We start from the raw sequence: 24,071 nt of genomic DNA, 5'->3' as shown, positions 1-24,071 counted from the left end.
CCCTGCAACCATGCCCGCACGGCAGGCACGGCTAACCCAACCGCGGTTGAAGCCGAAGAGGAACCGCTATCTGCCGTTCCAGAACCGGCGCTGAACCTCCATCACTTCGCCTTCCACCTCGGCCACCGGCCCGATCACCTCGACCCGCTTCTGGCAATGATCGAAGACATACCGGCAATCGACGCTCATGGTCGGATTCTCGGCATGATCGCCGGTCGCATCGAGCAGCCGCTTCTCGGTCATGCCGAACACCACCCGGCCGATGTTGGCCCAATACATCGTTCCGGCGCACATGCAGCACGGCTCGACCGACGTGTACAACGTGCAACTCCACAGGTACGCCGGCGTGAAATTCAACGCCGCCACGCGAGCCAGCACCGACTCGGCGTGATTCACCGTGTCGACATTGCCCTGCTCCATCAACACGGTTTCCTGGTCCGGGCCGATCAGCACCGCGCCGAACGGATGGTGGCCGAGCAACGTCGCCCGCTCGGCCACCCGGCTCGCATGCCGCAGATGCCGCACGATCTGCTCGTGCGTGGGCGGCAAACCCTGCGGCGGATACTCGGCCGCCGTTGCGGCGGCCCCGGTCGAGACGCTCAGGCTCACGGGCGATCTCCGTTGAAGAGGGTTGGTTTGGCTGGCCGATCGAGCGGTTACTTCGGCAGCGAGCCGTCCACGCCCTGCACGAACCAGTTCAAACGCAGCAGTTCGGCATCGCTCAGCGACTTGCCGGCGGCGACCTTCACCGTGCCCGACTGATCCGCGATCGGCCCGGCGAACGGATTGAACTTGCCGGAGATGATCTCCTCGCGCTTCTGGCTCAACGCCTTTTGCGCGACCGGCGAAACCGCCTCGGTGTTGATGTCCGCGAGGTCGATCGCTTTCTCCTTCAGCCCCCACCACACCGGCGCGTTGTTCCACGTGCCCGCCATCACCTGCTGCACCAGATAGCTGTAGTACACGCCCCAGTTGCTCACGCAGGCACCCAGTTGCGCGTTCGGACCGAACTTCTTCATGTTGGAGTCCCAGCCGAACGCATGCACCTTCTTCTGCTCGGCGGTCTGCATCGTCGCGGTGGAATCGGTGTTCTGGATCAGCACGTCGGCGCCCTGGCCGATCAACGTTTCCGCGGCCTGCTTTTCGAGGCCCGGATCGAACCAGCTATTGATCCAGACCACCTTCACGCGCGCCTTCGGGTTGACCGAGCGTGCGCCCATCGTGAACGCGTTGATGTTGCGCACCACTTCCGGCACCGGCACCGAGCCGACAAAGCCGAGCGTGTTCGACCTGGTCGTATAGCCGGCGACGAGACCGGCGAGATACGCGCTCTGATAGGTGCGCACGTCGTAGGTGGCGAAGTTGGCCGCTTTCTTGTAGCCGGTCGCGTGTTCGAACAGCGTGTCCGGGAAGTCCTTCGCGACCTTCAGCTCGAAGTCCTGGAAGCCGAAGCTCGAGCCCACCACGATCCTGTTGCCCTTGGACGCCAGATCGCGAAACACGCGCTCCGAATCCGCCGACTCCGGCACGTTCTCCACGCGCGTCACCTTGATCTTGTCGCCGAACTTCGCCTCGACTTCCTTCACGCCCTGTTCATGCGCATAGGTCCAGCCGGCATCGCCCGGATTGCCGAGATAGACGAAGGCGATGCCGAGCGGCTGCGCGGTCGCGGCGGCCGCCGTCGCGGCGCCGAGGACCAAGGTCGCGCCGACGGTCGCGGCGACGGTCGCGGCAAGAACGGATCGAATGGTTTTGATGCGCAATGAACGATGCAGCACCCGCGCCAGCTTTGTTTTCATGGATTCTCCGAAGATGTTTGAACGTGCCTGCCACCGCGCGCGGGACTTCTCGCGCAAGGCTCCAGCATAGGGGGCCATATTCGAAGGTCAATTTCAGCGGCAAAATTTTTATTCGTTATTCCGGCCATAACCGGGCGCGTATGCTGATCGCGGGCAAACACGTTCGATTCCGTCGAACGGGTACATCGGCAAAGTGGTACGGCAAGCGCCCGCCCGAAGCGCACTATCCGTACATCAACCCGTTTCCACTCTTTCGGAGAAATCAAATGACTCGCTTCCAAGGTAAATCGATCCTCGTCACCGGCGGCAGCAGCGGCATCGGCTTCGCGGCCGCCAGGGCCTTCGCCGACGAAGGCGCACGCGTCGTCATCACCGGGCGCGATGCCGATGCGCTCGACACCGCGAAAGCCGCGCTCGGCGCGAACGCCGTGGCCGTACGCAACGACGCCGGCTCCGTTGCCGCGGCCCATGAACTGGCCGCCGCGATCGGCGCCGCCGGCATCCGGCTCGACGCGGTGTTCGTGAACGCGGGCACCGCGAACTTCGCGTCCTTCCCCGATGTCGAGGAAGCCTTCTGGGATGCGATGTTCAACACCAACGTGAAGGGCGCCTATTTCCAGATTCAGGCGCTGCTGCCCCTGCTCAATCGCGGCGCCTCGATCGTCATCAACGGCTCGATCAATGCGCATATCGGCATGCCGGGATCGTCGGTGTATGCGGCGAGCAAGGCCGCGGTGATTTCGCTCGCGAAGACGCTGTCGGCGGAATTGCTGCCGCAAGGCGTGCGCGTGAACGTGGTGAGCCCAGGGCCGGTGCAGACGCCGCTTTACGGCAAGCTCGGTCTCGACGCCGCCGCGCTCGAAGCCACCGCCGCGCAGATTCTCAGCCAGGTGCCGGTCGGCCGCTTCGGCACGCCGGAGGAAATCGCCTCGACCGTGCTGCATCTGGCGGCGCCGGAATCGGCGTTCATCGTCGGCACGGAAATCATCGCCGATGGCGGCATGAGTCAGCTTTAAGGCGGCGCACGGCGCGGGCGGCCCCGGCAGGGTCGATATGCGATGCCTGCCGGTGGCGGCGCGGCTCAGGCCGCCCGAGCGCTTAGTGAAGCCGTGGCGCCGGGTCGGCCTGATCCTCGTCCGGCGCTTCGCCATCGCCGAACAGTTCGGCGCACAGGCCCGCGCCGAGTTCGCTCAAGCGCGCCGTGCCCGTGCCTTCCTCGTTGAAGGTGGTATCCACCAGACCGCCATCGACCAGGGCGGTCAACTGCCGGCGCAAGCCGCTCATCGGCACGGCCGCCTGCTTCGACAATCTGGCGAGCGACCATGCGCCGCCGGGCGTTTCCCGGTGCGCGCGCCACAGTTGCGCCAGCACGGCGACCAGCACCGGATCGAGTTCATCGTTTTCGCTTTCTTCCATCGTGTCTCCTCGTTCTCTGCTTTCAAGCCATGCGCGCCACCAGTTCGCCCAGCGTCTTCAATGCCGCCTCGGTCTGCGCCGTCCACGGATAGCTGTAATTGAGCCGGATGAAATGGCGAAAATCGTCGCGCGTCGAAAACATCATGCCCGGCCCGACCGTGATGCCGCGCGCGAGCGCCGCCTGGTAAAGCCGCATCGAATCGACGCGTTCGGGCAACTCCACCCATAGCACGTAGCCGCCTTGCGGCGCCGACATGCGCGTGCCGACCGGGAAAAACCGCCGCACCATCGCCGTCATGATGCTCGCCTGCTGCCGGTAAACCTTGCGCACGTGCCGCAGATGACGGTCGTAGCCGCCCTGCTTCAGATAATCGGCCACCGCGACTTGCGGCACCGAGGGCGTGGTCAGCGTATTGAGAAACTTGAGTTTCTCGACCTGCGCGCGGTAGCGCCCCGGCATCGCCCAGCCGATCCGGTACGACGCGGTCAGGCTCTTCGAAAACGACGCGCAATGCAACACCAGTCCCTTTGTGTCGAAGTTCTTCAGCGTCGAAGGCCGGGCGTCGCCGAAATAGAGTTCCTGATAAACGTCGTTCTCGATGACGGGAATCTCGTGCGCGGCGAGCAGGTCGACCAGTTGCCGCTTGCGCGCGTCCGGCATCTGGAAGCCGAGCGGATTCTGAAAGTTGGGCATGACCATGCAGGCGGCGATCGTCTGCGTCGCGATCACCTGAGCCAGCGCCTCGATGTCGATGCCGTGTGCGGGATGCGTCGCCACCTCGATCGCGCGCATGCCGAGGCGCTCGATGGCGTGCAGCATCGCGTAATAGGTCGGCGATTCGACCGCCACCGTATCGCCGGGTTTGGCGACCGCCTGCAAGCTGAGGTTGATCGCCTCCGTCGCGCCCAGCGTGATGACGATTTCGCCGGGATCGACCGGCACGCCGTTCTCGGCGTAGCGGCGCGCGATCTGCCGGATCAGTTCGGGATTGCCGGGCGGCAGATCGTCGATCAGATTCCAGCTCGCGCTACGCCGGGCGATCGCGTTCGCATACTGATTGATGCGCCGCCACGGGAACAGCGACGGGTCGGGATAAGGCGAGCCGAGCGGCACGGCGTCGTGCGCGCGGATGCTGCGCAGGGTCGACAGCACCAGCCGGCTGACGTCGACCTCGGCGGCCACGGGCGCGGTCTCGGCTGCCGGCTTGCCGCTCAGGCGCGGCTCATCGAGCGCCGCCGCCCTGGCCGCTCTCGCCGCGGCGTCGCGCACGAAATAGCCGGACTGCGGACGGCTCTCGACCACCCCACGGCTTTCGAGCAACGCATACGCGCGCAGCACGGTCTTGATGCTCACGCCGTGCTGCTGGCTCGCCTGCCGCACCGACAAAATCCGCTCGCCCGCCGCGAACACGCCACGGCGCACGGCTTCGGTCATGTCGTCGGCGAGTTTTTCGTAGAGTTTCAAGGACCTGGCTCAAACGGAAAGCGTGAGTTGAGGCGCCAGTCTATGACAAAACGCAGACAACTGTATCCCTCGGCTTTCCATTTTTCTGTATGCTGCGCTGCTTTTGGAACACAGTAGGCTTGCAGGTATCGGCTTAAAAGCCTCGTCAAAGCGTATCCGCGGCAACCATCATGAAGAAACCCGAAGCTCGCATCGAACCGTACACGCACCCCGCCGCAGGCTGGGGCGCGCTCAAATATGTCGCGATCAATCTGATCAAGGAAAAGGTCACGGGCGGCAATTACCGCACGCTGTTCAAACAGAATCAGCCCGACGGCTTCGACTGCCCCGGCTGCGCGTGGCCGGATCGGGAGCACGCGTCCACCTTCGAATTCTGCGAGAACGGCGTGAAGGCCGTGGCCGCCGAGGCGACCAGCAAGCGCGTGACGCCGGCGTTCTTTGAGGCACACACGGTCGAGCAACTGATGGCGCAGTCGGACTTCGAACTGGAACAGCATGGCCGTCTGACCGACCCGCTCGTCTACGACGCGCTGCGCGACCGCTACGTGCCGATCGGCTGGGACGAAGCCTTCGACCTGATCGCCCGCCACCTGGAGCGCCTCGACGATCCCGACCGCGCCGCCTTCTATACCTCGGGCCGCGCCAGCAACGAAGCCGCGTTCCTGTATCAGTTGTTCGTGCGCATGTACGGCACCAACAATTTCCCCGATTGCTCGAACATGTGCCACGAAGCGACCAGCCGCGGCTTGCCGCATACGGTCGGCATCGGCAAGGGCACGGTCACGCTCGACGACTTCGAACACGCCGACACGCTGCTGATCTTCGGCCAGAATCCGGCGACCAACCATCCGCGCATGCTCGGCGAACTGCGTGAATGCGCGAAGCGCGGCGCGACCATCGTGTCGATCAATCCGCTCAAGGAGCGCGGCCTCGAACGTTTCGCGAGTCCGCAGCATCCGGTCGAAATGATCACGATGGGCAGCACGAAAATCAGCTCCGTGTTCATCCGGCCGAAAGTCGGCGGCGATTTCGCGCTGCTCAAAGGCGTCGCCAAGCGCGTGATCGAACTCGACGACGAGGCGCTGGCGTCAGGCCTCGAGCGGGTGCTGGACGTCGGCTTCATCGCCGAACACACGGTGGGTTTCGACGCGTTCGCTGACGACCTGCGGGCGGAGAACTGGGACACCATCGTCGCCGAATCCGGCGTGCCGTTCGAGGACGTGCTGAAGCTCGCCGACATCTACGTGAAGGGCCGCGCGGTGATTTCCACTTGGGGCATGGGCCTCACGCAGCACAAGAACTCGGTGCCGACCGTGCAGTTGCTGTCGAACCTGATGATGATGCGCGGCAATATCGGCCGGCGCGGCGCGGGTTTGTGCCCGGTGCGCGGGCATTCGAATGTGCAAGGCGACCGCACCGTCGGCATCGAGGAAAAACCGACCGACGCGTTTCTCGACCGGCTCGGCGAGGTCTACGGTTTCGAGCCGCCGCGCGAACATGGACTCGACGTCGTCAATACGATTCAGGCGATGCTCGACGGCAAGGTGAAGGTGTTCATCGGTCTCGGCGGCAATTTTTCGATCGCGACGCCGGACACGCCGCGTACCTGGGAAGCCATGCGCTCGTGCGACCTGACCGTGCACATCACGACCAAACTGAACCGCAGCCACCTCGTGCACGGACGTGACGCGCTGATTCTGCCGACACTCGGGCGCACTGAGATCGACTTGCAGAATGGCGTGCCGCAAGGCGTGAGCGTCGAGGATTCGATGAGCATGGTGCATATCTCTTACGGCATGAACAAGCCGGCCTCGGACAATCTGCTGTCGGAGATTGCAATCGTCGCGCGCATGGCGCATGCGACGCTCGGCAGCGACAAGGTGGACTGGCTCGCGCACGCGGCCGATTACTCGCTGATCCGCGACGGCGTCGCGAAGGTGATCGAGGGCTTCGAGAATTACAACGAGCGGTTGAAGCATCCAGGCGGATTCCACCTGGGTGTCGCGTCACGCGAGCGGATCTGGAAAACGCCGAGCGGCAAGGCCCAGTTCATCGTGCACGCGATCGCGCTCGACACGCCGATACATCGCGCGCGCGAAGAGCACGGCGAGCGCCTGATGACCTTGATGACGACGCGTTCGCACGATCAGTACAACACCACCATTTACGGCCTCGACGACCGCTATCGCGGCGTATACGGCCAACGGCGCGTGTTGTTCGCCAACAAGGAAGATCTCGCGATGCTGGGCTTCGCCGCCGGGCAGCGCGTGGATATCACGAGCGTATGGGCCGACGGAATCGAACGTCATGTAAAGGGGTTTCTGCTCGTGGAATACGACATTCCGCGCGGATGTCTCGGCGCTTACTATCCTGAGACGAATCCGCTCGTGCCGCTTTCCTCAGTGGCGGATGGCGCCGGGACGCCGACTTCGAAGTCGATTCCGGTCTTGCTGAAGGCTGCGGAAGCTGACGCGCTGGCTGCTTGATGCTTCAGGCTTGATGCTTGACGCTTCACGTGTGGTCAGGCCGGGTTTTTCGTCAGTTCCCGATGCGTGAGATAGAGGCGCAGATCGAATTCGATCTGGTGGTAGCCCGGCTGCATGAACTCGCACAGTCGATAAAAGGCTTTGTTGTGGTCGCTCTCTTTCAGATGAGCGAGTTCGTGCACGACGATCATCTTCAGGAATTCCGGCGCAGCGGATTTGAACAGCGAGGCAATGCGGATTTCCTTTTTCGCCTTCAGCTTGCCGCCTTGCACGCGCGAGATGCTGGTGTGCAGGCCCAATGCGTGACGCACGACGTCGAGCTTGCTGTCGTAGGTGACTTTGTCGATTTGCTCCGCGCTGCGCAGATGTTCGCGTTTCAGGTCCGCGCAATAGGCGTAGAGCGCCCGGTCTGTTTGCACGTCGTGTGTGTTCGGGTATCGCTCAGCGAGGTACGGGCCCAGTTGCGCGTCGGCTATCAGCTTCCTGACTTTTTCCTGCAGCGCCGGAGGGTAGCCGGTTAGATATTTCAGGTGAGACAGTCCGGTCATTTTGCCTGGTCTTTGCGTTTCGGGGCAGCGGCGATCGGTGTCGGTAGTGGATTCGAAACGACACCGTCTCTTTGCTGATCCGCATTCTAAACGCATTGGCCTCACCGTTCGGCGTTGCTTCGCGAAGTCGAGGCTCGGGCAACTGTAACGGCAACCAGGAGCCCTCGCCCCTCCCTCGCGTTTCAAGAGAAACGTACTTTCATTCCATAAGCAGTTCGCCCCATTCGAAATCGACGCGGTCGGGAAACATGGGTACGACGCCCGCGCCAGGCGTAAACGTGAGCTCGCCAAAGTACAGCGCATTGTCCGGTGCATAAAGATCGACCCGAACGTAATCGAAGCCGTTGGATAGCTTCGCGGCGGCCTCGAGTATCGCGTCCAGGTTATCAGGCGGAGCGCTCGGCGTGGTGCCGCGCGCGTACTCGCCAATCGTTACGTCGAGATGGTTCCAGTCCGCGTCATACACATCGCCACGCGGCAGCGGTCCAAACCGGTCGCTGATTTTCACGATGTACATGACCGGTCGCCCCGCACTTCGACGAAAGCAATGCACCTTGTAGTCGGCGGGAACCTGACCGTTTCGATCGAGCAGGAGCGTCTCGAAGAATAGCCCCGGTTCGATGTCCCGGTAATGGCGCTCGCGCGCCACCTTGTAAAAATCGGTCGATAGCCACCGGACGGCCAACTGGTGAAGCCGCTCGAAACTCTCTCGTGATTTGTCGCGGACGATCTCGACGAACGTGCTGCCGTGATTCGCCTTCATGACAAACGAGTCTGGAAGGGAATCGAAGTCCGCGCGCGTGAACCTGGTGGGCGCGGCAATTAAAGGAACGAGAAATTCTTCTCCCAGAATCCGGCCCACGTAGTCGCGCACGGCCAGCTTGTCCGTCAACGGCGCAAATCGAGGATCGGGCTGCAGGTTTCGCCTGAGAATGCGTTCATTGAATGTTCTCGGCTTGATGAGATTGGGAAAGCGGCCCACCTCTTTGCGATGCAAAAGTAGCAGGAAGAGAAAATCCGGCAGCAAATCCTTGGCATGCTCTTTTATCCGCCTTTCGAGGCCGACAGGTGTCCCGCCAATGCTCTCTCCCCTCCCGAATGGTGCATTGAGGGCATGGCTTACCTGAAACGCGGTTTCCGCTTGAAAGACTCTTCTTGGACGTGACACAGAAGCCTCCTTAATCGTTGAGTTATCACAGACGTCGACTATTGCGTTGACAGGCGAACGATCACAACTCGAAACGTATTCAATGCGTTGACTGGCAAGCACGCGCCACGGAAGGCCTATACATGGTCCTCAAACCGCGCGGCGCTGTCGACCGGCCTAATAAGGCACGCCGGAGCCGGGAGGAGCAACCGGCGACACGATGTACGCCGGCTCGGTAGTCAACTCGATCCGTAACTCGCCCACCTGGATAACCGTTCCTTTCGGCGCGTTCGCACCATTGACACGGACGAGAGAGATGAAGAACTCTCGGGAGATTTGATCCACGGCCTTCAACAGCGCCGCGGTAGCGGGATAGTCCAAAGTCACCGCTCCATGATGCGCGGCACCGGAAATTTCAAAGGGACCCAGCGTGCCGATGAAGTGCTGAGCGCGCACCGCCTTATCGCCGAAGTTGTCGGGAAGGTTGAGGTACACGTTGTAGAAATAGCCCCCCGCCGCACCTCGAGCCGTCAGTTTGATGTCGTCGAATACGACCTTCACCGAACGATATTTCCCGGACGTCGTGGCGGTCGTTGTCGAAGGGGCAATCAGGCCTTGCGCGGCCGCGTCGTAAGACGCAGCGGTCGCCGAAAGCAAGTCCTGAACGGGTTTAATCGAGGCGGCCTCTCCCAGAATCCGAACGGTGATGGATGCCTCGTTCAGCGCAACGCCGGTGACGCCGCCGATCGAATGCCGCCCAGAGGTAATATCACGCGCCGAGCTTAGGGAGAAGCTGACGACGGGCGGGCGTGCTCGAAGGTCGGTCGTTTGCGCCTGCACCCGAATGATTCGGCCCACCTGTGTTTGCGGCGGCAAGGTGGTGGGTCTCGCCGTGTTGGCGTAGTCATAGCCGAGCCGGGAACGCGGAGAGTACGTTTGCTCCTTGTTGATCGTCAAGGCGGAAGCGTAAGTGAAGGTCCCGGCCCAATACGGATCGGTCGGCGCCGGCATGGTTCTTCCGTCCGGCAGCGCCCACGCGTGCCAAAGCCTGTCGACGTTCGCATGGTGCAGGTAAAAAATCGGATCACGAGGCGATTGCATGGTAGCCATCGAATTGCCGATGATGTTGTGCACCGGATTGTGCGGTGCCGTCTCGAACTTCTCTTCAAATGAATTGGCCGTGCCGCGCTGGAAGTTCACGACCGACGACGAGAAAGGCGACAGGTCGAGCGCGTTATAGACGTTCGTATTGAGTCGAGGACAATAAAGCGGATTACCGCTTGCCGTATCGGTGAATTCCGCCGGCACGTTCGGGTTGGTGAACCAGTCCCAGTACGGCAGCGTGAAATCGCTGTCACCCGAAATCAGTCTGATCTGACGCTCCAGGTAGTACAGGTATCCGCGATGCCAGGCAAGGAAATATGGCTGCCGATGCGGACAGTAGTTCATATGAACGTTGGTCCAGTACTGCCATGAATTCGGATCGGCCGCGTTCGGGTTGGCCAGCATGATACGCACCGCGTTAAGAAATGAAGCATAGTGAGGCGTCGTCTTGAATTGCTGCCATTCGATACGAATCACTAACGTAGTCGACGCTCTTGCCAAAAACGGAAACGACGCCCATGTCATGGCAGTGGCGGCGGCGCCGAGAAAAGTTCTGCGCTTTATCGTAGCGTACGGCATGACTCCTCCATTTAATGGCGGCAACAATGCATTTGCATTGGCTGCGTGTCGTCCCGCGGACACATCTTTGGCGACGGGTCTGCGCTGTCGTGAGATATCGCTTGCCAGTATGGCAATAGCTGGCGCCGGCGCTCGCGTGTTCTAACGCGGGCGTTCAGGCAATTGGCGTGGCCGGATTTGCTCCGGCCTCGGTCTTCCTCAAGCCAATCGGATTCAATTAATAATTTTGCAAAAGTGCGGCAGCGCCGCCTTTCGCGATCCTCGTCTCTGCACAGCAAGCCTAACGGAGACTGAAAAAAATCGTAAGGAATTTACATCCGCAGTTTTGGACAGCATGGCCGAAAATGGTGGACGCATGGTGGACGTATGGGCTGTCAACGCCGTGCGTTCGACGACCGGAACAGCTCCGTGTGCAGAGCGCTTTTGAGTGCCGAGAGAGAAGGGCTGGCGCGGGAGCGGGCAGCATCGAGACGATGCAAGGCAGACCAGATAGCTGGGCCGTTCAAGGAAGCCGCAACCTGCCGACCGTCTCTTTAGCACTTGCTTTTGACGCTTCACAGCGACAAGACAGCGACAAGACAGCGACAGGTTTGCGAATGACGGTATTCGCATTGGCCGCGACTCGACAACCGCGGCTCGCGGTCGAGCGCCTGGTTGAGTGGCGTCTCGAGTACGCTGTAAACGACGCAACCGGGTCTCCGCGCGAAGCAGGAGACCCGGTCTTTCGTCACGAATGAACAACCCGTCGATCAGTTGTCCGGGTGGCCCGCCGTGAAGGTCTTGAACGCATTGTACGGCTCGGTTATTGGAACCGTGTTGATCATAATGCCGTAGGTCGTGTTCCCGCTATCCAGCACGTAGTACATCACGGACTGAATGTTGTGCGTCTTTCTCGCTTGATAAAACTCGCCCAATTGCGTGGTGATGTAGTTCGCGCGGAAGGACTCGCTTTGGTCCGGGCCGGTATTCCATTCGGTAATCATGAAAGGCACGCCATATCGGGCCTTGCAATACGTCGGAAGGTCGAAGGTGGGGCCGTTTCCGTCGGAGCCGATTCTGAAAATGTCCCCATACGCATCGTAATTGTGCCAGGTGGTGATATCCCAACGCACCTTCGGATGACCGCCCGTGCCGTCGGGTTGCATGCCTTCCCACAAAGCGTCGGCCGCGCCAATATCGGCAACGCAGAAATTGATACCGCACTTCGCCGTGGACTGAACCGACTTCACGCCGTCGATCATGCCGCGCATGGCGCCGCGCATGGCGGGCCAGTTCGTATTGTTGAAGTCCATCGCCAACGAACCCGCGTAGGAGAAGTTCATGACCGTGGCGTTCTGCCGGGTCAGTTCGTTTCCGCATTCGTACATGGTCACGCCGTACGGTTTCATTGCGTTTGCGACAGTCCTGGCACAAGCGAAAGCGCGGGTATAAGCCGCCGACTCGCCAGAAAACACCGCACCGCTGGAGTCGTACACACCTTGCTGGATCAGCACGAGCAGCTTGAGTCCGGCTGACTGGAAGGCTTGCGCGATTTTGACGACGGCATTGATCTGGTTCGGGTCGTCCGTGCAGCCGACGCGATAGGTCGTACAGCCCATGTCTTTCAACATCGAGACCAGTTGAGTAGGCGTGTACGTGTAATCCCAGTGCCCGTTCATTCCGTAGAAGGAACCTGTCGCGGGAGCAACGGCGATACGTGGGTCGCTGCACGGCAGCCATTGGGCCTTGACGTTGCGCACGTCCACGTTCACGTAGAACTGGCCGCCTGAACCCTGATGCCAGATCTTGCCGCCGTACCAGAGCACCAGCGACACATTGTAGGTGTTGCCCACGGTCGCGCCGTTCCTGTAAATGACGCCATTCACGAGGGTCCAGACCGCGGCCGTCTTGTCGATAATGTACGGCGACGTAGGGAGCGTCGTACCCTCCGCTGAAGTGCCGCCCATACGCGGGTCGTTGCACGTTACCCATGTCGAGCCGGTCCATGAATAGAACTGGCCGCCGGAGCCCTGGTGATACACACCGCCGCTGTAGTACAGCACCAATGCGACGTTGTAGGTGTTGCCGGCTTTCGCGCCGTTTCGATACACCGAGCCATTCGCCAGCGTCCACACGGCGCCCGAGTTGTCGGTAATGGAACTTGCAGGGGGAATTGCGGTGCCGCTGGCCGAGGGGGTGCCCGCGTGTGCCGTTGCTTTATTGACGGCTGATTGATCCGTGCTGTTGCCGTCTTCCGAACCGCCGCCACAGGCGCTCAAAAGATAACTGCCACCAAGAGCCGTTAGGCAACCAATGAATTGACGTCGTTTCACCATGTCAAATAATTTCCGCTGTCGAGAAAATTCCCGATAAAAAATCCAAGTATTAACTTTCTGGAGTTTTCGAATTGAGTAGATGCGTCAAGACTCGCCGCCCATTAACTCGGAACGCTAAGGGCGAAGAAAGTCCTGCGCATGCGCGCACAAATCTGATGCTTGATTAGTGGTCGACAAAGACGTTTGAAGAGACGCAGTAATCCGCCGCGCGAGCGTCGCCGATCCTCCGGGCGAGCCTACCCGCACGTCCACTATCTCTTGTGCAAACGATGGAGACGACCTGACACGGTATTGATCTGCTGCTCAAACCGCGAGCCGCGCGTGGCGCAAACGTTTCACCGGAAGGACGACCGACGTGGGATCTGTTCGGTAAGTTATTCACAAATGCGGCGCGACGGAGTAAATCGTACCCGGAATGCGGTTTGAATTACAGTGGAAATAGTTTTTTTCCGCCAGAAAGCAGGAATCTTTCGAACAATTTGAGACGCAGCGAAAATTCCTACTTTCTTATGATCATCAGAGGACTGATGCGCTCAATTGGCACTTCGACCCTATTGGAACGGGGCTTTATTTTTCCGCCGGGTAGGCGGCGCGCACTCGTCGAAGCGAGGCCACCCTTCCGCCGCGCGGTCGCCTCCCCATGCGCGATGCGCAACCGGGCAAGTTGTACTCACTCGACCGGAGTAGACAGCCGTGGTTGCAACAAGACATTCCTATTCCAACGAGTTGTTTTAAATAGATCGAAATCGGCGATATGTAATGGGCCATTTTGCAATATGGCTAAGTTGAAAATAGAATGTTCTCTTTTTCACTGACCTATCGGCTGCGTTTGTCATTACATTCAATGTACTGACGCCAGTGTTGAATGCGTTTCTCGGCGAGCCTCGGTCGAATCCGCCAACACATCGTGTTCAGCGGACATCTTCCACAAGTGGCACTCCCTTGACGAACCACGCGCCGCGCTATTCGATACGTTTGGCCGTGAATGCGGAATTTATGCCGCGCGCCGCGTTATTAGCCACGTATCATGGTCTCACTTCACGCTCGCCGTTTCCGTCTTTCTTCTGATCGAACAGGATGGCGAGATCTCTCGCGATTTCTGGCATCCATTCCCGGAGGATAAGTGAGCATTGCGAGCTTTGTTCTGATCGTGACCGGCGTCCTGCTGAATGCAATGGCGCAACTCTGGCTGAAAGCGGGAACCAATGCGCTGGGAGCCTTTGGATTCAGTCGCCAAACAGCCGTTTCAGCGCTCTTCAGAGTGGGATTCGAGCCTCACATCATGGCGGGGCTGGCATGCTACGTACTGAGCGTTGCGATCTGGATCGTGGCGCTGTCCAAGGTTCCGGTGAGCGTAGCGTATCCGATGCTGTCGATCGGATACGTGGTGAACGCGATAGCCGCGTGGTATCTGTTCGGAGAATATCTGTCGGCGCAGAAATTGTTGGGCATCGCCGTCATCATCGTCGGTGTCTATCTGGTTGTGAAATCGTAAGGATCGAACAGGGAGTCGCATCATGCGAGTACTGATCACCGGCGCAGCGGGCTTTCTCGGTAGCGAGTGCGTCAAGCAATTCAAGGCGCGCGCTCATGACGTGACCACCACCGACAGGACCGGCCCAGTCGACTTGCCAGGCGATCTCGCCGATGCCGCCTTCACCGCTTCGCTGCCGAACGTCGATGTGGTGGTCAATTGCGCGGCGGTTCAATACGTTACCAAGGGCGTCCCCCTTCTCTTCAGAAAGTCGTTCTTTGAACGGAACAACGTGCTGGCGGCGAAGAACCTTTGCGAGCGCTATCGCTTCCAGGGATCGCATTTCATTCACGTCGGCACGAGCATGATGTACCGCCAAACCGGACAGGACCAGTACGACATACACAGCAGAATGGGTGGCGAAGGCGTGTACAGCCGCTCGAAGATGGCTGCCCAGGCGTTCGTCGACACCATGCCGGGGGCGGCCACGATCATTCCCTGCATCATTGGCGGCGAAGGAAGAGAGGGCCTGTTCCGAGGCTTCGTCAACATGATGACGAAGTTCGGTCTCGTTGCATTTCCCGGTCACGGCAACCACAAAATCCACATGGTGCACGTCCTCGACGTGGCGAGCCTGATCTATCGCGTCGCGGAAACGCGTGCCGCCGGTTTTTTCAATGCCGCCGATCCAGACCCGCTGTCGATTCGCCAGTGGATCGACGAGATCTCAGCGGAGCTTGGCGTGCGGCATGTGCGAAAAATCGCGATTCCATTGCTTCCCGTGAAGTGGATATCGTCTCTTTCCGGTTACAGGCTGCTCGCGCGCGAACAGTTGCTGATGCTCGAACTCCAGCACGTCCTCTCGATCGACGAGTCGCTTGCTATTGGCTGGCGCCCGCAGTTTTCGAATGCAAGAATCGCAAGGGATATCGCCGTCCACATCAATCGCAGCGCAGCCGCGCGGCCGGGACTTTCCCGCTCGGAATAGTGGCACGCCAGAACAACGCGAAGACCCCGGAGACGCGAATAGGCGCTCCGGAACGCCCTTTCCTCTTCTTCACATCGCGGCCAGCACAGTCAGCACGCACAGTGCAATGACGAACAGGCTCGCGCGGTTCTTGATCGCGAAGACGATCGGGTCATCGTGCATCTGCCCGCGGAACGCCACCATCCAGATGCGGCTGATCCAATACAGAAGCAGACAAAAGAGAACCCAGAGCCTGTGCGGATGCTGATACAGCACCTTGACGTCGGCCGAGTTCATATAGAGCGCCAGCACCAGCACCGCGACGTAGCCGGCTGCCGTTCCGAATGAGCGCACGATGCTCATGTCGTCGGTTAAGTACCCCCGGCCTGCCGCCGAAGCCTTGCCGTCCCGCTGCGTTTTGTCGAGTTCGGTGTAGCGCTTGACCATCGCGAGGCTGAGAAAGATCATCACCGAGAACATGATCAACCAGTCGGACAGCACAACGCCGCCGGCCGCGCCGCCAGCCACGATACGGGTGGTATAAAGCGCCGCGAGCACGAATACGTCCACCAGCATCACGCGCTTCAGGCGAAACGAATACGCGAGCGTTGTGACGACATAGCACGCCAGCACGAACTGAAACGACTGCGGCAGCATGACTGCAAGGCTTGCCGATCCTGCCAGCAGGATGAACATCAGAAAGATGCCGGAGACCAGCGACAATTCACCGGAAGCGAACGGGCGCTTGCACTTGCGGCTATGACGCCTGTCCGCATCGAGGTCGAGCATATCGTTTAACAGATACACGGACGACGCGCAAAAACAGAACGAAAGGAACGCCACGCCCTCTGCGATCAGCGTGTCGATATTTGTGAAGCGATGGGACGCGAGAAGTGGCACGAAGATCAGCAGGTTCTTCACCCATTGATAAACGCGCATTTCCCTGAGCGCGAGCCGCAAGAAAGAACGCTTGCTTTCGAAGAAGACGGTTGTCTGATTCACTTTCTGCGCCGCCGCCTGCATATGCCTGTTTCCCACGACAATCGCCCTGCGCGCCTGCTTCCAGACCGGCACATCGGCGCGAGCATTGCCGCAGTAGTCGAAGCCCTGCACACCGAATCGCGCCAGCAAGGCTCCCGCCTTGTTCGTGCCGGAGAGATTGCGCGACTCGTCGCTTGCCATCACGCCTTTGAAGAATCCGAAATGCGAGGCGATCTGTTCGGCAAATCGCTGGTCACCCGCCGTGCATAGATAGAGATCACGGCCACTCGACTGCTCGCGTTTGAGGAAATCAACCACACGGGCGTTATAGGGCAGCAGTGATACGTCGATGGCGACGCGTGAGGCGATCTGGGCCTTCAGATATCCCTTTCCCCGCAGCAGCCAGACGACGCAATAGAACAGATAGAGGGGATTTTTCTTGATCAGAACAAGGAACGACTCGATCAACAGGTCGCTATGGGTCAGTGTGCCGTCGAGATCGACACAAAGCGGGATGCTTGCAGCAGCCATCGGTAGCCTCGAACGATTATCGAAGTGTTAGCCTGAGCAAAGCGCCGGGGCGGCTCCCATCACTTGCGCGTTGAGCCGCACGCCGATGTCTGAACATACGGGGCCGGCCAAGGTGGGACGCGCTGCGTCGCACGATACTCAAATTAGCACGGGGCTCCAATAAAGAGGCTCCCGGGACCTCCCGAAAAGATGACGAAATATCGCTGCCGAGGGCCAATCGCATGTGGGCTCATACGTGCGAATCATCATCGGCTGACTCACAGGCAATAGCGGGTCGATAGCGGGAAGCACGCTCCTTGTGCGCCGCCGCACATGCGCCCATAATCCTCATTGATATCTTCACGCTAGCGACGTCGCTGTCCACGATCGCCGCGTTCCCTGTCGTGGCAAATTCACAGCTTTTCCGCGCCCCCGTTTCGTATCGGCGCTCCTTCGAAGCAATGCCGGCTACGGACAGTTCAACAAAAGCAGCATCACCTCCGCAACAATCGCTCTACGTTTTCCCTTACCTGAGAGAAGGCCCATCCATGTCTACGACGACGACGAAAAACACCTTCAAACATGTGGACTGGGCCAGGTTTTGCGACTATGTCGTTGTCTTCGTGTTCGCGTCGTCTCTATATGCGGCGACGCTCTATAACATCGGAATCTACAGCTCGTCGTCGCAACGAATCGTCGGGCTTGCCTTTATTGTCGCGATCGGAATATATGGGTATTTTTTCCGAACCGGATGGCGCACAGCGCTTCTCGCCGTAGCGTTCATCGCGGCTGTACTGTTTGGCTACGGACACTTGAGGGAATTTAGTTACGATGGTCTGAATTACCACAGCGCGGTCGCCCTGCTGCTCGACCGCGAATCGGCCTGGTCTGCCGGCATGCGCGCGCCCGGCGGTATCTTCTGGGCCGAGCACTATCCCAAGGCGTTCGAGTTTTTCGCCTACACGGCCAAGGTGCTCACCACGCACTTCAACACCGGCAAATCGTTCACGTTGTTGCTCAGCGTTCCCGCTTTGATCTGTCTAATGCGGCTGTTCCAGACGACGATTCAATCCCCGAGAGCCGCGTTCCTCGCCGCGGCGGCCTGCGTCTACAATCCGGTCGCGATCGGCCAGTTGACAACGCTCTACGTCGACGCTGCCCACTATTACTGCTGGACGATCTTCTCCATCAATCTCCTGTTCGCCATCAGAAACCGGCCGTACTCCGCGGTGCAACTGGGTACCGCATTGGTGCTTCTGGTCGGTTCAAAGATGACAGGACTGGTTTTCGCGGGTGTCTCCGTTTTAGTGCTCTTCGCCGCGGCATTTTTCGGCGGAGAAAAAAGAGGCTTTATCGGAAAGCACAAAGTGGTGATCGGGCAACTGGCTGTATGGTCGTTCGTCGCCGTTGCGGTAATCGGCTATTCGCCCTACATCGAAAACATCGCCTCGGGTAAGCATATCTTCTACCCTATTCTCGGCAAGGATAAGGTGGATATCATCGTGCGGCAGGCATCGCCGGAATTTCTTAGCATGAACCCGTTGCACAGACTTTTCCTGTCGTATTTTTCGGTGCCGAGTAACTGTAATGCCTGCAGTAACGCGCAGCCCAGCTTTTCGCTGTCGCCGGAGCATCTACGCGAGGCGTTCATCGCGCTTCACACGGCCGATACGCGCTTTGCCGGCTTCGGTCCTTTCTTTGGGGTCATGCTCATCATCGGTGTCATCCCCTTCTTCTGGAAAAGGAAGGGCGCCGATCTCCTGACGATTTTCCTGCTCGCCACGCTGGCTATCGTCCTGATCCACCCACAATCGTGGTGGGCGCGATACGTGCCGATGCTTTACGCGGTTCCATTGCTGATCACCGCGGCGTTTTCAACCAGCCGGCAGCAGTTCCATGCAATCATCGTCTTTGCCGCGATGAACTCCCTGTTATCCGCGGCCAGCGTCGCGGGCTACATCATGCTTAAACAGGCCCACTATAAAGGCGCCGTGGCCGCGGTCCACGAAATGTGCGATCAACGGCCAATCAGGTTGACACCCTCCGAGATGAACTGGGCGTTCGACTTGCGGGACGACAATCTCCCTGTCGCCACCGATAATCGGCCAGAGCAACCTGAATGCACCGTCAATTTCGACCAGTTGATGATCATGAAGAAGTAAGCGCTGCGCGGGCAGGCTCTTGAGGAGCCGGTGCGGCCCGGAAATGACCCTCACCGATGGCGAGCCATCCCTACGAGTTCCCTGAGATGCCGCGCCATCGTGGTCAATACATTCGCCGACGAACTGGCGGATCGCCCTCTGTGCGGCATTCGTTGAAGATCGTCCCAGTCGACTTCCAGCGAGCGTGCGTGACTCTCCGCTGTAAACGGCCATTCCATCACCACCGCGTGCGCGGCGGATGCGCGATGACCGTTTTCGAACCTCTCCAGATACGCGTTGATAGCCGACACTTCGTGCTGGGCCGCTTCTTGAGATGCGGCCGCGATGAAATCGTCCGGTCCTTCTATGTGGATACACCACAACCGCTCGCCAGCGTCCGGATCCGGTTCGGCCTGTCGGTCGTCACGCTCCACTCTTTCCCAATGGCCCAGATCGTCTTCCATTTGAGGCGCATCCTTTAATGCCGTAACAACGCCAACGGCGCGTACATGATCTTCGATAAGGCGGCTCAATAAGCGTTGCGGTGATGGAAACCTTTGAATATCGTCGCAAGAATGATCTTGACGTCCAGTCCGAACGACCAGTTGCGCAGATAGTACAGATCGTGTGCCACGCGCCCCTCCATTTTTTCGATGTGGTCGGTTTCGCCGCGAAAGCCGTTGATCTGCGCCCAACCGGTAATGCCCGGCTTGATCCTGTATCGGTGAATGTAGCCTGACACGATGTTCTGATAGAGATCGTCGTGCTCCAGCGCGTGTGGCCGGGGACCCACCACCGACATGTCGCCGCGCAGCACGTTGAAGAATTGCGGTAATTCGTCCAGGCTGGTTCGACGCAGAAACGAGCCCACGCGGGTGATGCGGGGATCGTCGCGAGTCGCCTGTTTCAGAACACCCTGTTGTTGCTCGTGCAGGCGCATCGTACGAAATTTGTAGATGGTGAACACCCTGCCGTCGGCGCCTTTACGGCATTGCCTGAAGAACACCGGCCCCCGCGAACTCAGCTTGACGGCAATCGCGCACGCAAGCAGGATCGGCGACACCGCGACAAGCGCGCCGAAAGCAAACACCCGGTCGAACAGCTCCTTTATCAGCATGGCGTTCGGCGGCAGCGGCGGCGCCGCCAGATTGATGGTGGGAACGCCCAGCAATTCGGTAATGCTTCCTTCGAACAACGCAAGCGCGCGCACGTCAGGCATGAAACGGATATTGATCAGATCGTTTCTGAACTCGTCGACCAGCTTGAGAATCGCGCGTTCCTCGCTCAATGGCAGAGCCAGCCAAACTTCACCAATCTTCTGCTCACGGACATAGTCGACGAACGCCGCGTGCTGGTCGAACACCGCGACAGACGATGTCACCCGGCCGCCAACGCCCAGGTTGTAAAGCGCCTTGGCGCGGAATCCGGCAGCCTGCTTTGCCTCCATCTTTTGAATGATTTCTTCACAGTGCTCGCCGCATGCCGCGATGGCGACATGCTGCAAATTCAATCCCGCGTGTCGAACACGGCCGAGCAGGCTATGCGTCAAGATGCGTCCGGCAATCATCGCGGCGCCTGACAGGCCCGTCCAATACGCGAACCATAAACGGGACACGAAGTCGATGCGATGCAGTGAAAACATCAACGCCATCGCGCACGCCTGAACGATCAGCCACGCCAGCGCAACCTGCCCCGCGAGCACCCACTTCGAGCGCCCGCGCCACGACTCGTAGACGCCGAGCGCGGGGAAGACCGCGAGCGAAAACGCCGCGGCGAAGGCGACGAACGCCATGTAGAAACTGTGCTGGGAAATGTCGTCGAAACGGAATATCAGCGCGACGAAAGCGCCCCCCACGATTACCGCGACATCGAACGATCTTGCCAGTAAACCAATGATTGCCCGCATTGCAACGCTCCCAGAGCACGCGCATTGTTCATACCGGCCGGTTAGCCGCAACGACCGTATTTATCGTCGAATCGCACGATGTCGTCTTCACCGAGGTAGGCGCCCGACTGCACCTCGATGATCTGCAGCGGGACACATCCGGGATTCTCGAGACGGTGGCGCACACCCAAGGGGATGTAGGTCGATTCGTTTTCGCTCAGAAGAAGCTGCTCGTCGCCTCGTGTGACGAGCGCCGTTCCGCTCACCACGATCCAATGTTCCGCGCGATGGTGATGCATCTGCAAGGACAGACGCGCGCCGGGGTTCACGACGATGCGCTTGACCTGGAAGCGATCGCCATGATCGATCGAATCGTAGAAGCCCCACGGGCGGCGCACTTTTCTGTGCGCCTCGGCCTCGGGCGATTTCTCTCTTTTGATCCGCGACACGAGACCCTTGATGTCCTGCACATGCGCGCGATCGGCGACCAGCACCGCATCGTCCGTCTCGACCACGACCAGATCGGTCGTACCCACGCAAGCCAGAAGCCGCCCGCCCTGCGAGCGCGCATACGTGCTCGTCGCGCCTTCGAACAACACCCGGCCGCTTCCCGCATTGCCGGATTCGTCCTTTTGCATTGCTTGCCACACCGCGTCCCATGAGCCGAGATCGGACCAGCCGGCCTCCAGCGGCACGACTACGCCAAGGCAAGGGGAATCCGCCTTGCCCAGGCGCTCCATCACCGCGTAGTCGATCGAATCGGAGGGCGAGCGGCAGAACTCCACCGCGGCGGGAATGACGCAACCCTCCGCCTTTTTTCCATGCTCGTGCGCTTGCGCGCAAGCCGTGTGCATGTCGGGCTGGAAGCGCTTGATCACCTTGAGCCATAGCGAAGCACGAACGACAAAGATGCCGCTGTTCCACCAGAAGTTTCCAGCCTCGACGTACTGGGCCGCGAGTTCGGCAGCGGGCTTCTCAACAAAGCGATCGATCAGATAGGCGCCGTCCTGTAGCACCGCGCCAAGCCGGATATAGCCGAAGCCTGTGTCCGGGCGAGCCGGTGGCACGCCCAATGTCACGATCGCGCCGCCCTCCGCATAGCCGGCGGCGATCGCGATCGAGCGATGCAGCGCGTCGAGATCGGCAATCGCGTGGTCCGCGGGCATCGCGACCAATATGGCGTCGTGGCCCTCGGCGGTTGCGGTCAATGCGGCAAGCGTCAACGCCGGCGCGGTATCGCGTCGAGCGGGCTCGACGATGATGCGCGCGTTGACACCGCTGTCACGAGTCTGCTCGTAAGTGGCGAAGTAATGCTCCGCCCCGCAGACAATGACGGGCTCCGGCGCGACTTCCCATCGTCCCTTGAAATTGTCCATCCGCGACACGGTGGCTTGAAGCAGCGTCTTGTCACCAATCACATCGATCAGTTGTTTGGGAAACTGCTCGCGCGATACAGGCCACAATCGTGTGCCTGAGCCACCGGCCAGAATCACCGGAACCATCCGCGAACACGCGGCTGCAGTGTCATTGGCCAACTCGACAGACGAAGCATTGACTTCCAGCGTGACATTGCCCATTTAAAGCCCCTGCAAAGTTGTATCCGTTGGTTGGCTATCCGAACCGCGAATGCCGCCACGAAACGCGTTGGGCGTTACTCGATTCAATGATAGGCACGTTACGCTGCACCACAGCATGCGTGGCGCGAACCGTTGAAACTTTGGCCGTGTCCACGCGATCCGTTTGCGCGTTGTAGCTGGCAGGCCGTCATAGGTGCGCGCAAAGTGGAAGCAGGTTTGAGATCAATGCCGAGCCGTGATAACTTCGAGTCAACGCACCGCGTGGTTGGTGAACTTCCAAAGATAGGATTCCGACGGTCTCGCGCACCCGCTTCCCGCTGCCAGTTGCCCTGTTCGTTACCGGCCATCCGTATGCTCTCGATGGAGTCGCAATGGCTTATATATCCCTGTTGGCGCTATTCCTGACAGTGACCAATCTGCTTCCGGTGAGCGCGGCTGGATTCTTACCGATCGTTTTATGTTCGTGGCGTTTCTTCGGTAGAAGCTACCCGGCTTTCATGTCGGCTCTGACTGCCTTTACGTTATTCGTTCTCGTCTCCACGCTGCTCTACGACCCGCGCTCTCTCATCGAATTCGAGTTTTACCGGCGCGACGGCAATTTCTTCGTCTCTTATGCCCCGATCTTCGCCGGGTGCCTCTATGCGCACCGCTGGGATCTCAACAAGGTCTTGCGAACGTTCTTTATCTTCGCCGTGGCGATCAATGTGCCGCCCTACGCCTACTACATTCTGCAAAACGGGCTGCTGAGCATCTTCACGCATCCGGACAACAGCTTCGGCAGCTACTTTATCGCCCGTAACGCGGCGGGCGGCTTTCTTGCGATGCTGTTTTGTCTCGGCACCGCGTGCTACCTGCAAAAACGCGGCAAGCTGATTCTGGCGTTACTCGCCATGAACGGACTGATGCTCTTTTCCACCTATAGCCGCGGGTCGTTGCTCGGTGCGCTGGTGATGCTTCCGTATCTGTATTTTGGCCGTAAGCGCTGGATGCTCGGCACGTTGATGGGCTGCCTAGTAGCCGGCTCGGTGGCGATAGCGTTCATTCATACCGAGCCGAACGTCAACTACATGGGCTACAGCTTCAACATCCATAACCAGGACGCGAAGGTCGCCAACCTCGACACGCGATCCGAATGGTTGTGGCCGCGCGCGCTGGCGTACTTCCGCCAAAGCCCGGTGGTCGGGCTCGGCTTCGGTTCGTATGACGATCAGATCGGCCACGTCGTGTCTTACTTCGATCTCCTGGGAATACCGTCGGACGTGACCGTCGAACACAGCGATTCTCATGCGCACAACTCTTACCTGAATTTACTGGCGGAAATGGGCGTGGTGGGACTGGGCCTGATGCTGAACTTCTTCTGGAAGCTCATTGAATGGAGCCGCAGAGGGGCGGCCAACGCCGCGTTGATGGCCGGTGTGCAGAACTTCGTGGCATTCCGGTTCGTCGAGCTTGCCTCGGTCTGCCTGCTCGTGATGGCGGCAACGGAACACCGGTTGGTGTCGCCGTCGAATGTCCTGATTCTTTCCCTCGTGATTTCGCTACTGCTCGCATCGCGGCCGTTGACCGCTGCCACGTCCGGACCGCCGGTGTATCGAACACGACGAGGCGACCCAACGATAACGCGGCAGCGGCGCGGCGCCGCGCCACTCGTGCCGAATAACCGTCCGTAGCCCGGAC

The 24,071-nt window shown here is 59.8% G+C and carries 18 protein-coding genes; 6 read left to right on the top strand and 12 right to left on the bottom strand.

Annotation, left to right across the window (positions count from 1 at the left end; translation table 11 throughout):
• Positions 1-66 precede the first annotated feature (66 nt).
• Both ACOCG7_RS18045 and ACOCG7_RS18040 read right to left on the bottom strand, forming a co-directional pair.
• Complete coding sequence (locus tag ACOCG7_RS18045; RefSeq protein WP_208645239.1) at positions 67-609, bottom strand: nucleoside deaminase; 543 nt, start codon at positions 607-609, stop codon at positions 67-69.
• A 47-nt stretch (positions 610-656) separates the two neighbouring features.
• Positions 657-1,799: a BMP family ABC transporter substrate-binding protein gene (locus ACOCG7_RS18040; protein ID WP_114162189.1), complete on the bottom strand. Its 1,143-nt coding sequence runs from the start codon at positions 1,797-1,799 to the stop codon at positions 657-659.
• A gap of 266 nt (positions 1,800-2,065) precedes the next feature.
• Between ACOCG7_RS18040 and ACOCG7_RS18035 the strand changes: the two genes are divergently transcribed.
• Positions 2,066-2,815 carry an SDR family oxidoreductase gene (locus ACOCG7_RS18035; protein ID WP_114162188.1) on the top strand — a complete coding sequence of 250 codons (750 nt, stop codon included), beginning with the start codon at positions 2,066-2,068 and terminating at the stop codon, positions 2,813-2,815.
• A gap of 82 nt (positions 2,816-2,897) precedes the next feature.
• Here ACOCG7_RS18035 and ACOCG7_RS18030 read toward each other — a convergent pair whose 3' ends face one another.
• Together ACOCG7_RS18030 and ACOCG7_RS18025 are read right to left on the bottom strand one after the other, a co-directional pair.
• Complete coding sequence (locus ACOCG7_RS18030) at positions 2,898-3,215, bottom strand: transcriptional regulator (RefSeq protein WP_083083328.1); 318 nt, start codon at positions 3,213-3,215, stop codon at positions 2,898-2,900.
• A 22-nt stretch (positions 3,216-3,237) separates the two neighbouring features.
• On the bottom strand, positions 3,238-4,680 hold the full coding sequence (locus ACOCG7_RS18025; protein WP_073427513.1) for a PLP-dependent aminotransferase family protein: 1,443 nt from the start codon (positions 4,678-4,680) through the stop codon (positions 3,238-3,240).
• Between the two features lie 170 nt (positions 4,681-4,850).
• Between ACOCG7_RS18025 and ACOCG7_RS18020 the strand changes: the two genes are divergently transcribed.
• Positions 4,851-7,166: an FdhF/YdeP family oxidoreductase gene (locus ACOCG7_RS18020; RefSeq protein WP_114162187.1), complete on the top strand. Its 2,316-nt coding sequence runs from the start codon at positions 4,851-4,853 to the stop codon at positions 7,164-7,166.
• Between the two features lie 35 nt (positions 7,167-7,201).
• Here the strand turns inward: ACOCG7_RS18020 and ACOCG7_RS18015 are convergent, their stop codons facing one another.
• The 4 genes from ACOCG7_RS18015 to ACOCG7_RS18000 form a co-directional block, all read right to left on the bottom strand.
• Positions 7,202-7,705 carry a M48 family metallopeptidase gene (locus ACOCG7_RS18015; protein WP_083084216.1) on the bottom strand — a complete coding sequence of 168 codons (504 nt, stop codon included), beginning with the start codon at positions 7,703-7,705 and terminating at the stop codon, positions 7,202-7,204.
• Between the two features lie 208 nt (positions 7,706-7,913).
• Positions 7,914-8,795: an ATP-grasp fold amidoligase family protein gene (locus ACOCG7_RS18010; RefSeq protein WP_073427691.1), complete on the bottom strand. Its 882-nt coding sequence runs from the start codon at positions 8,793-8,795 to the stop codon at positions 7,914-7,916.
• Between the two features lie 243 nt (positions 8,796-9,038).
• On the bottom strand, positions 9,039-10,544 hold the full coding sequence (locus ACOCG7_RS18005) for a tyrosinase family protein (protein WP_208645238.1): 1,506 nt from the start codon (positions 10,542-10,544) through the stop codon (positions 9,039-9,041).
• A gap of 749 nt (positions 10,545-11,293) precedes the next feature.
• Positions 11,294-12,859 (bottom strand): hypothetical protein, encoded by a 1,566-nt coding sequence (locus tag ACOCG7_RS18000; protein WP_114162186.1) that lies wholly within the window; start codon positions 12,857-12,859, stop codon positions 11,294-11,296.
• 1,123 nt (positions 12,860-13,982) lie between these two features.
• Between ACOCG7_RS18000 and ACOCG7_RS17995 the strand changes: the two genes are divergently transcribed.
• Together ACOCG7_RS17995 and ACOCG7_RS17990 are read left to right on the top strand one after the other, a co-directional pair.
• A complete protein-coding gene (locus ACOCG7_RS17995) occupies positions 13,983-14,354 on the top strand; it encodes an SMR family transporter (RefSeq protein ID WP_167449647.1) in 372 nt (123 codons plus the stop codon).
• 22 nt (positions 14,355-14,376) lie between these two features.
• A complete protein-coding gene (locus tag ACOCG7_RS17990; RefSeq protein ID WP_114162185.1) occupies positions 14,377-15,321 on the top strand; it encodes an NAD-dependent epimerase/dehydratase family protein in 945 nt (314 codons plus the stop codon).
• A gap of 69 nt (positions 15,322-15,390) precedes the next feature.
• Here the strand turns inward: ACOCG7_RS17990 and ACOCG7_RS17985 are convergent, their stop codons facing one another.
• On the bottom strand, positions 15,391-16,812 hold the full coding sequence (locus ACOCG7_RS17985) for a UbiA family prenyltransferase (protein ID WP_073427507.1): 1,422 nt from the start codon (positions 16,810-16,812) through the stop codon (positions 15,391-15,393).
• Between the two features lie 527 nt (positions 16,813-17,339).
• Here ACOCG7_RS17985 and ACOCG7_RS17980 point away from each other — a divergent pair.
• Entirely contained in the window at positions 17,340-18,953 is a 1,614-nt protein-coding gene (locus tag ACOCG7_RS17980) for a hypothetical protein (protein ID WP_114162184.1), read from the top strand.
• Positions 18,954-19,003: 50 nt separating this feature from the next.
• On the opposite strand, the gene ACOCG7_RS17975 is transcribed toward ACOCG7_RS17980, so the two are convergent.
• From ACOCG7_RS17975 to ACOCG7_RS17965, 3 genes are all read right to left on the bottom strand, one after another.
• Positions 19,004-19,396: a hypothetical protein gene (locus ACOCG7_RS17975; RefSeq protein WP_235004805.1), complete on the bottom strand. Its 393-nt coding sequence runs from the start codon at positions 19,394-19,396 to the stop codon at positions 19,004-19,006.
• 65 nt (positions 19,397-19,461) lie between these two features.
• Positions 19,462-20,838: an undecaprenyl-phosphate glucose phosphotransferase gene (locus tag ACOCG7_RS17970; protein WP_073427505.1), complete on the bottom strand. Its 1,377-nt coding sequence runs from the start codon at positions 20,836-20,838 to the stop codon at positions 19,462-19,464.
• Between the two features lie 41 nt (positions 20,839-20,879).
• Positions 20,880-22,394, bottom strand: coding sequence for a mannose-1-phosphate guanylyltransferase/mannose-6-phosphate isomerase (locus tag ACOCG7_RS17965; RefSeq protein WP_073427504.1), 1,515 nt, complete (start codon positions 22,392-22,394; stop codon positions 20,880-20,882).
• A gap of 371 nt (positions 22,395-22,765) precedes the next feature.
• Between ACOCG7_RS17965 and ACOCG7_RS17960 the strand changes: the two genes are divergently transcribed.
• Positions 22,766-24,064: an O-antigen ligase family protein gene (locus ACOCG7_RS17960; protein ID WP_114162183.1), complete on the top strand. Its 1,299-nt coding sequence runs from the start codon at positions 22,766-22,768 to the stop codon at positions 24,062-24,064.
• Positions 24,065-24,071: the final 7 nt, after the last annotated feature.

The organism is Paraburkholderia sp. DD10, assembly GCF_049177125.1.
GTDB classification, from domain to species: Bacteria; Pseudomonadota; Gammaproteobacteria; order Burkholderiales; family Burkholderiaceae; genus Paraburkholderia; species Paraburkholderia terricola.
Note: the sequence above shows the minus strand (reverse complement) of the source record. Positions and strands in the feature narration are given on the sequence as shown.

Bases quoted from the DNA above. Each gene is read 5' to 3' on its own strand.
- ACOCG7_RS17990 (WP_114162185.1), top strand. From the start codon at position 14,377: ATGCGAGTACTGATCACCGGCGCAGCGGGCTTTCTCGGTAGCGAGTGC.
- ACOCG7_RS18030 (WP_083083328.1), bottom strand. From the start codon at position 3,215: ATGGAAGAAAGCGAAAACGATGAACTCGATCCGGTGCTGGTCGCCGTG.
- ACOCG7_RS17975 (WP_235004805.1), bottom strand. From the start codon at position 19,396: ATGGAAGACGATCTGGGCCATTGGGAAAGAGTGGAGCGTGACGACCGA.
- ACOCG7_RS18000 (WP_114162186.1), bottom strand. From the start codon at position 12,859: ATGGTGAAACGACGTCAATTCATTGGTTGCCTAACGGCTCTTGGTGGC.
- ACOCG7_RS17960 (WP_114162183.1), top strand. From the start codon at position 22,766: ATGGCTTATATATCCCTGTTGGCGCTATTCCTGACAGTGACCAATCTG.
- ACOCG7_RS18005 (WP_208645238.1), bottom strand. From the start codon at position 10,544: ATGCCGTACGCTACGATAAAGCGCAGAACTTTTCTCGGCGCCGCCGCC.
- ACOCG7_RS18035 (WP_114162188.1), top strand. From the start codon at position 2,066: ATGACTCGCTTCCAAGGTAAATCGATCCTCGTCACCGGCGGCAGCAGC.
- ACOCG7_RS17980 (WP_114162184.1), top strand. From the start codon at position 17,340: ATGTCTACGACGACGACGAAAAACACCTTCAAACATGTGGACTGGGCC.
- ACOCG7_RS18040 (WP_114162189.1), bottom strand. From the start codon at position 1,799: ATGAAAACAAAGCTGGCGCGGGTGCTGCATCGTTCATTGCGCATCAAA.
- ACOCG7_RS18020 (WP_114162187.1), top strand. From the start codon at position 4,851: ATGAAGAAACCCGAAGCTCGCATCGAACCGTACACGCACCCCGCCGCA.
- ACOCG7_RS17965 (WP_073427504.1), bottom strand. From the start codon at position 22,394: ATGGGCAATGTCACGCTGGAAGTCAATGCTTCGTCTGTCGAGTTGGCC.
- ACOCG7_RS17970 (WP_073427505.1), bottom strand. From the start codon at position 20,838: ATGCGGGCAATCATTGGTTTACTGGCAAGATCGTTCGATGTCGCGGTA.
- ACOCG7_RS17985 (WP_073427507.1), bottom strand. From the start codon at position 16,812: ATGGCTGCTGCAAGCATCCCGCTTTGTGTCGATCTCGACGGCACACTG.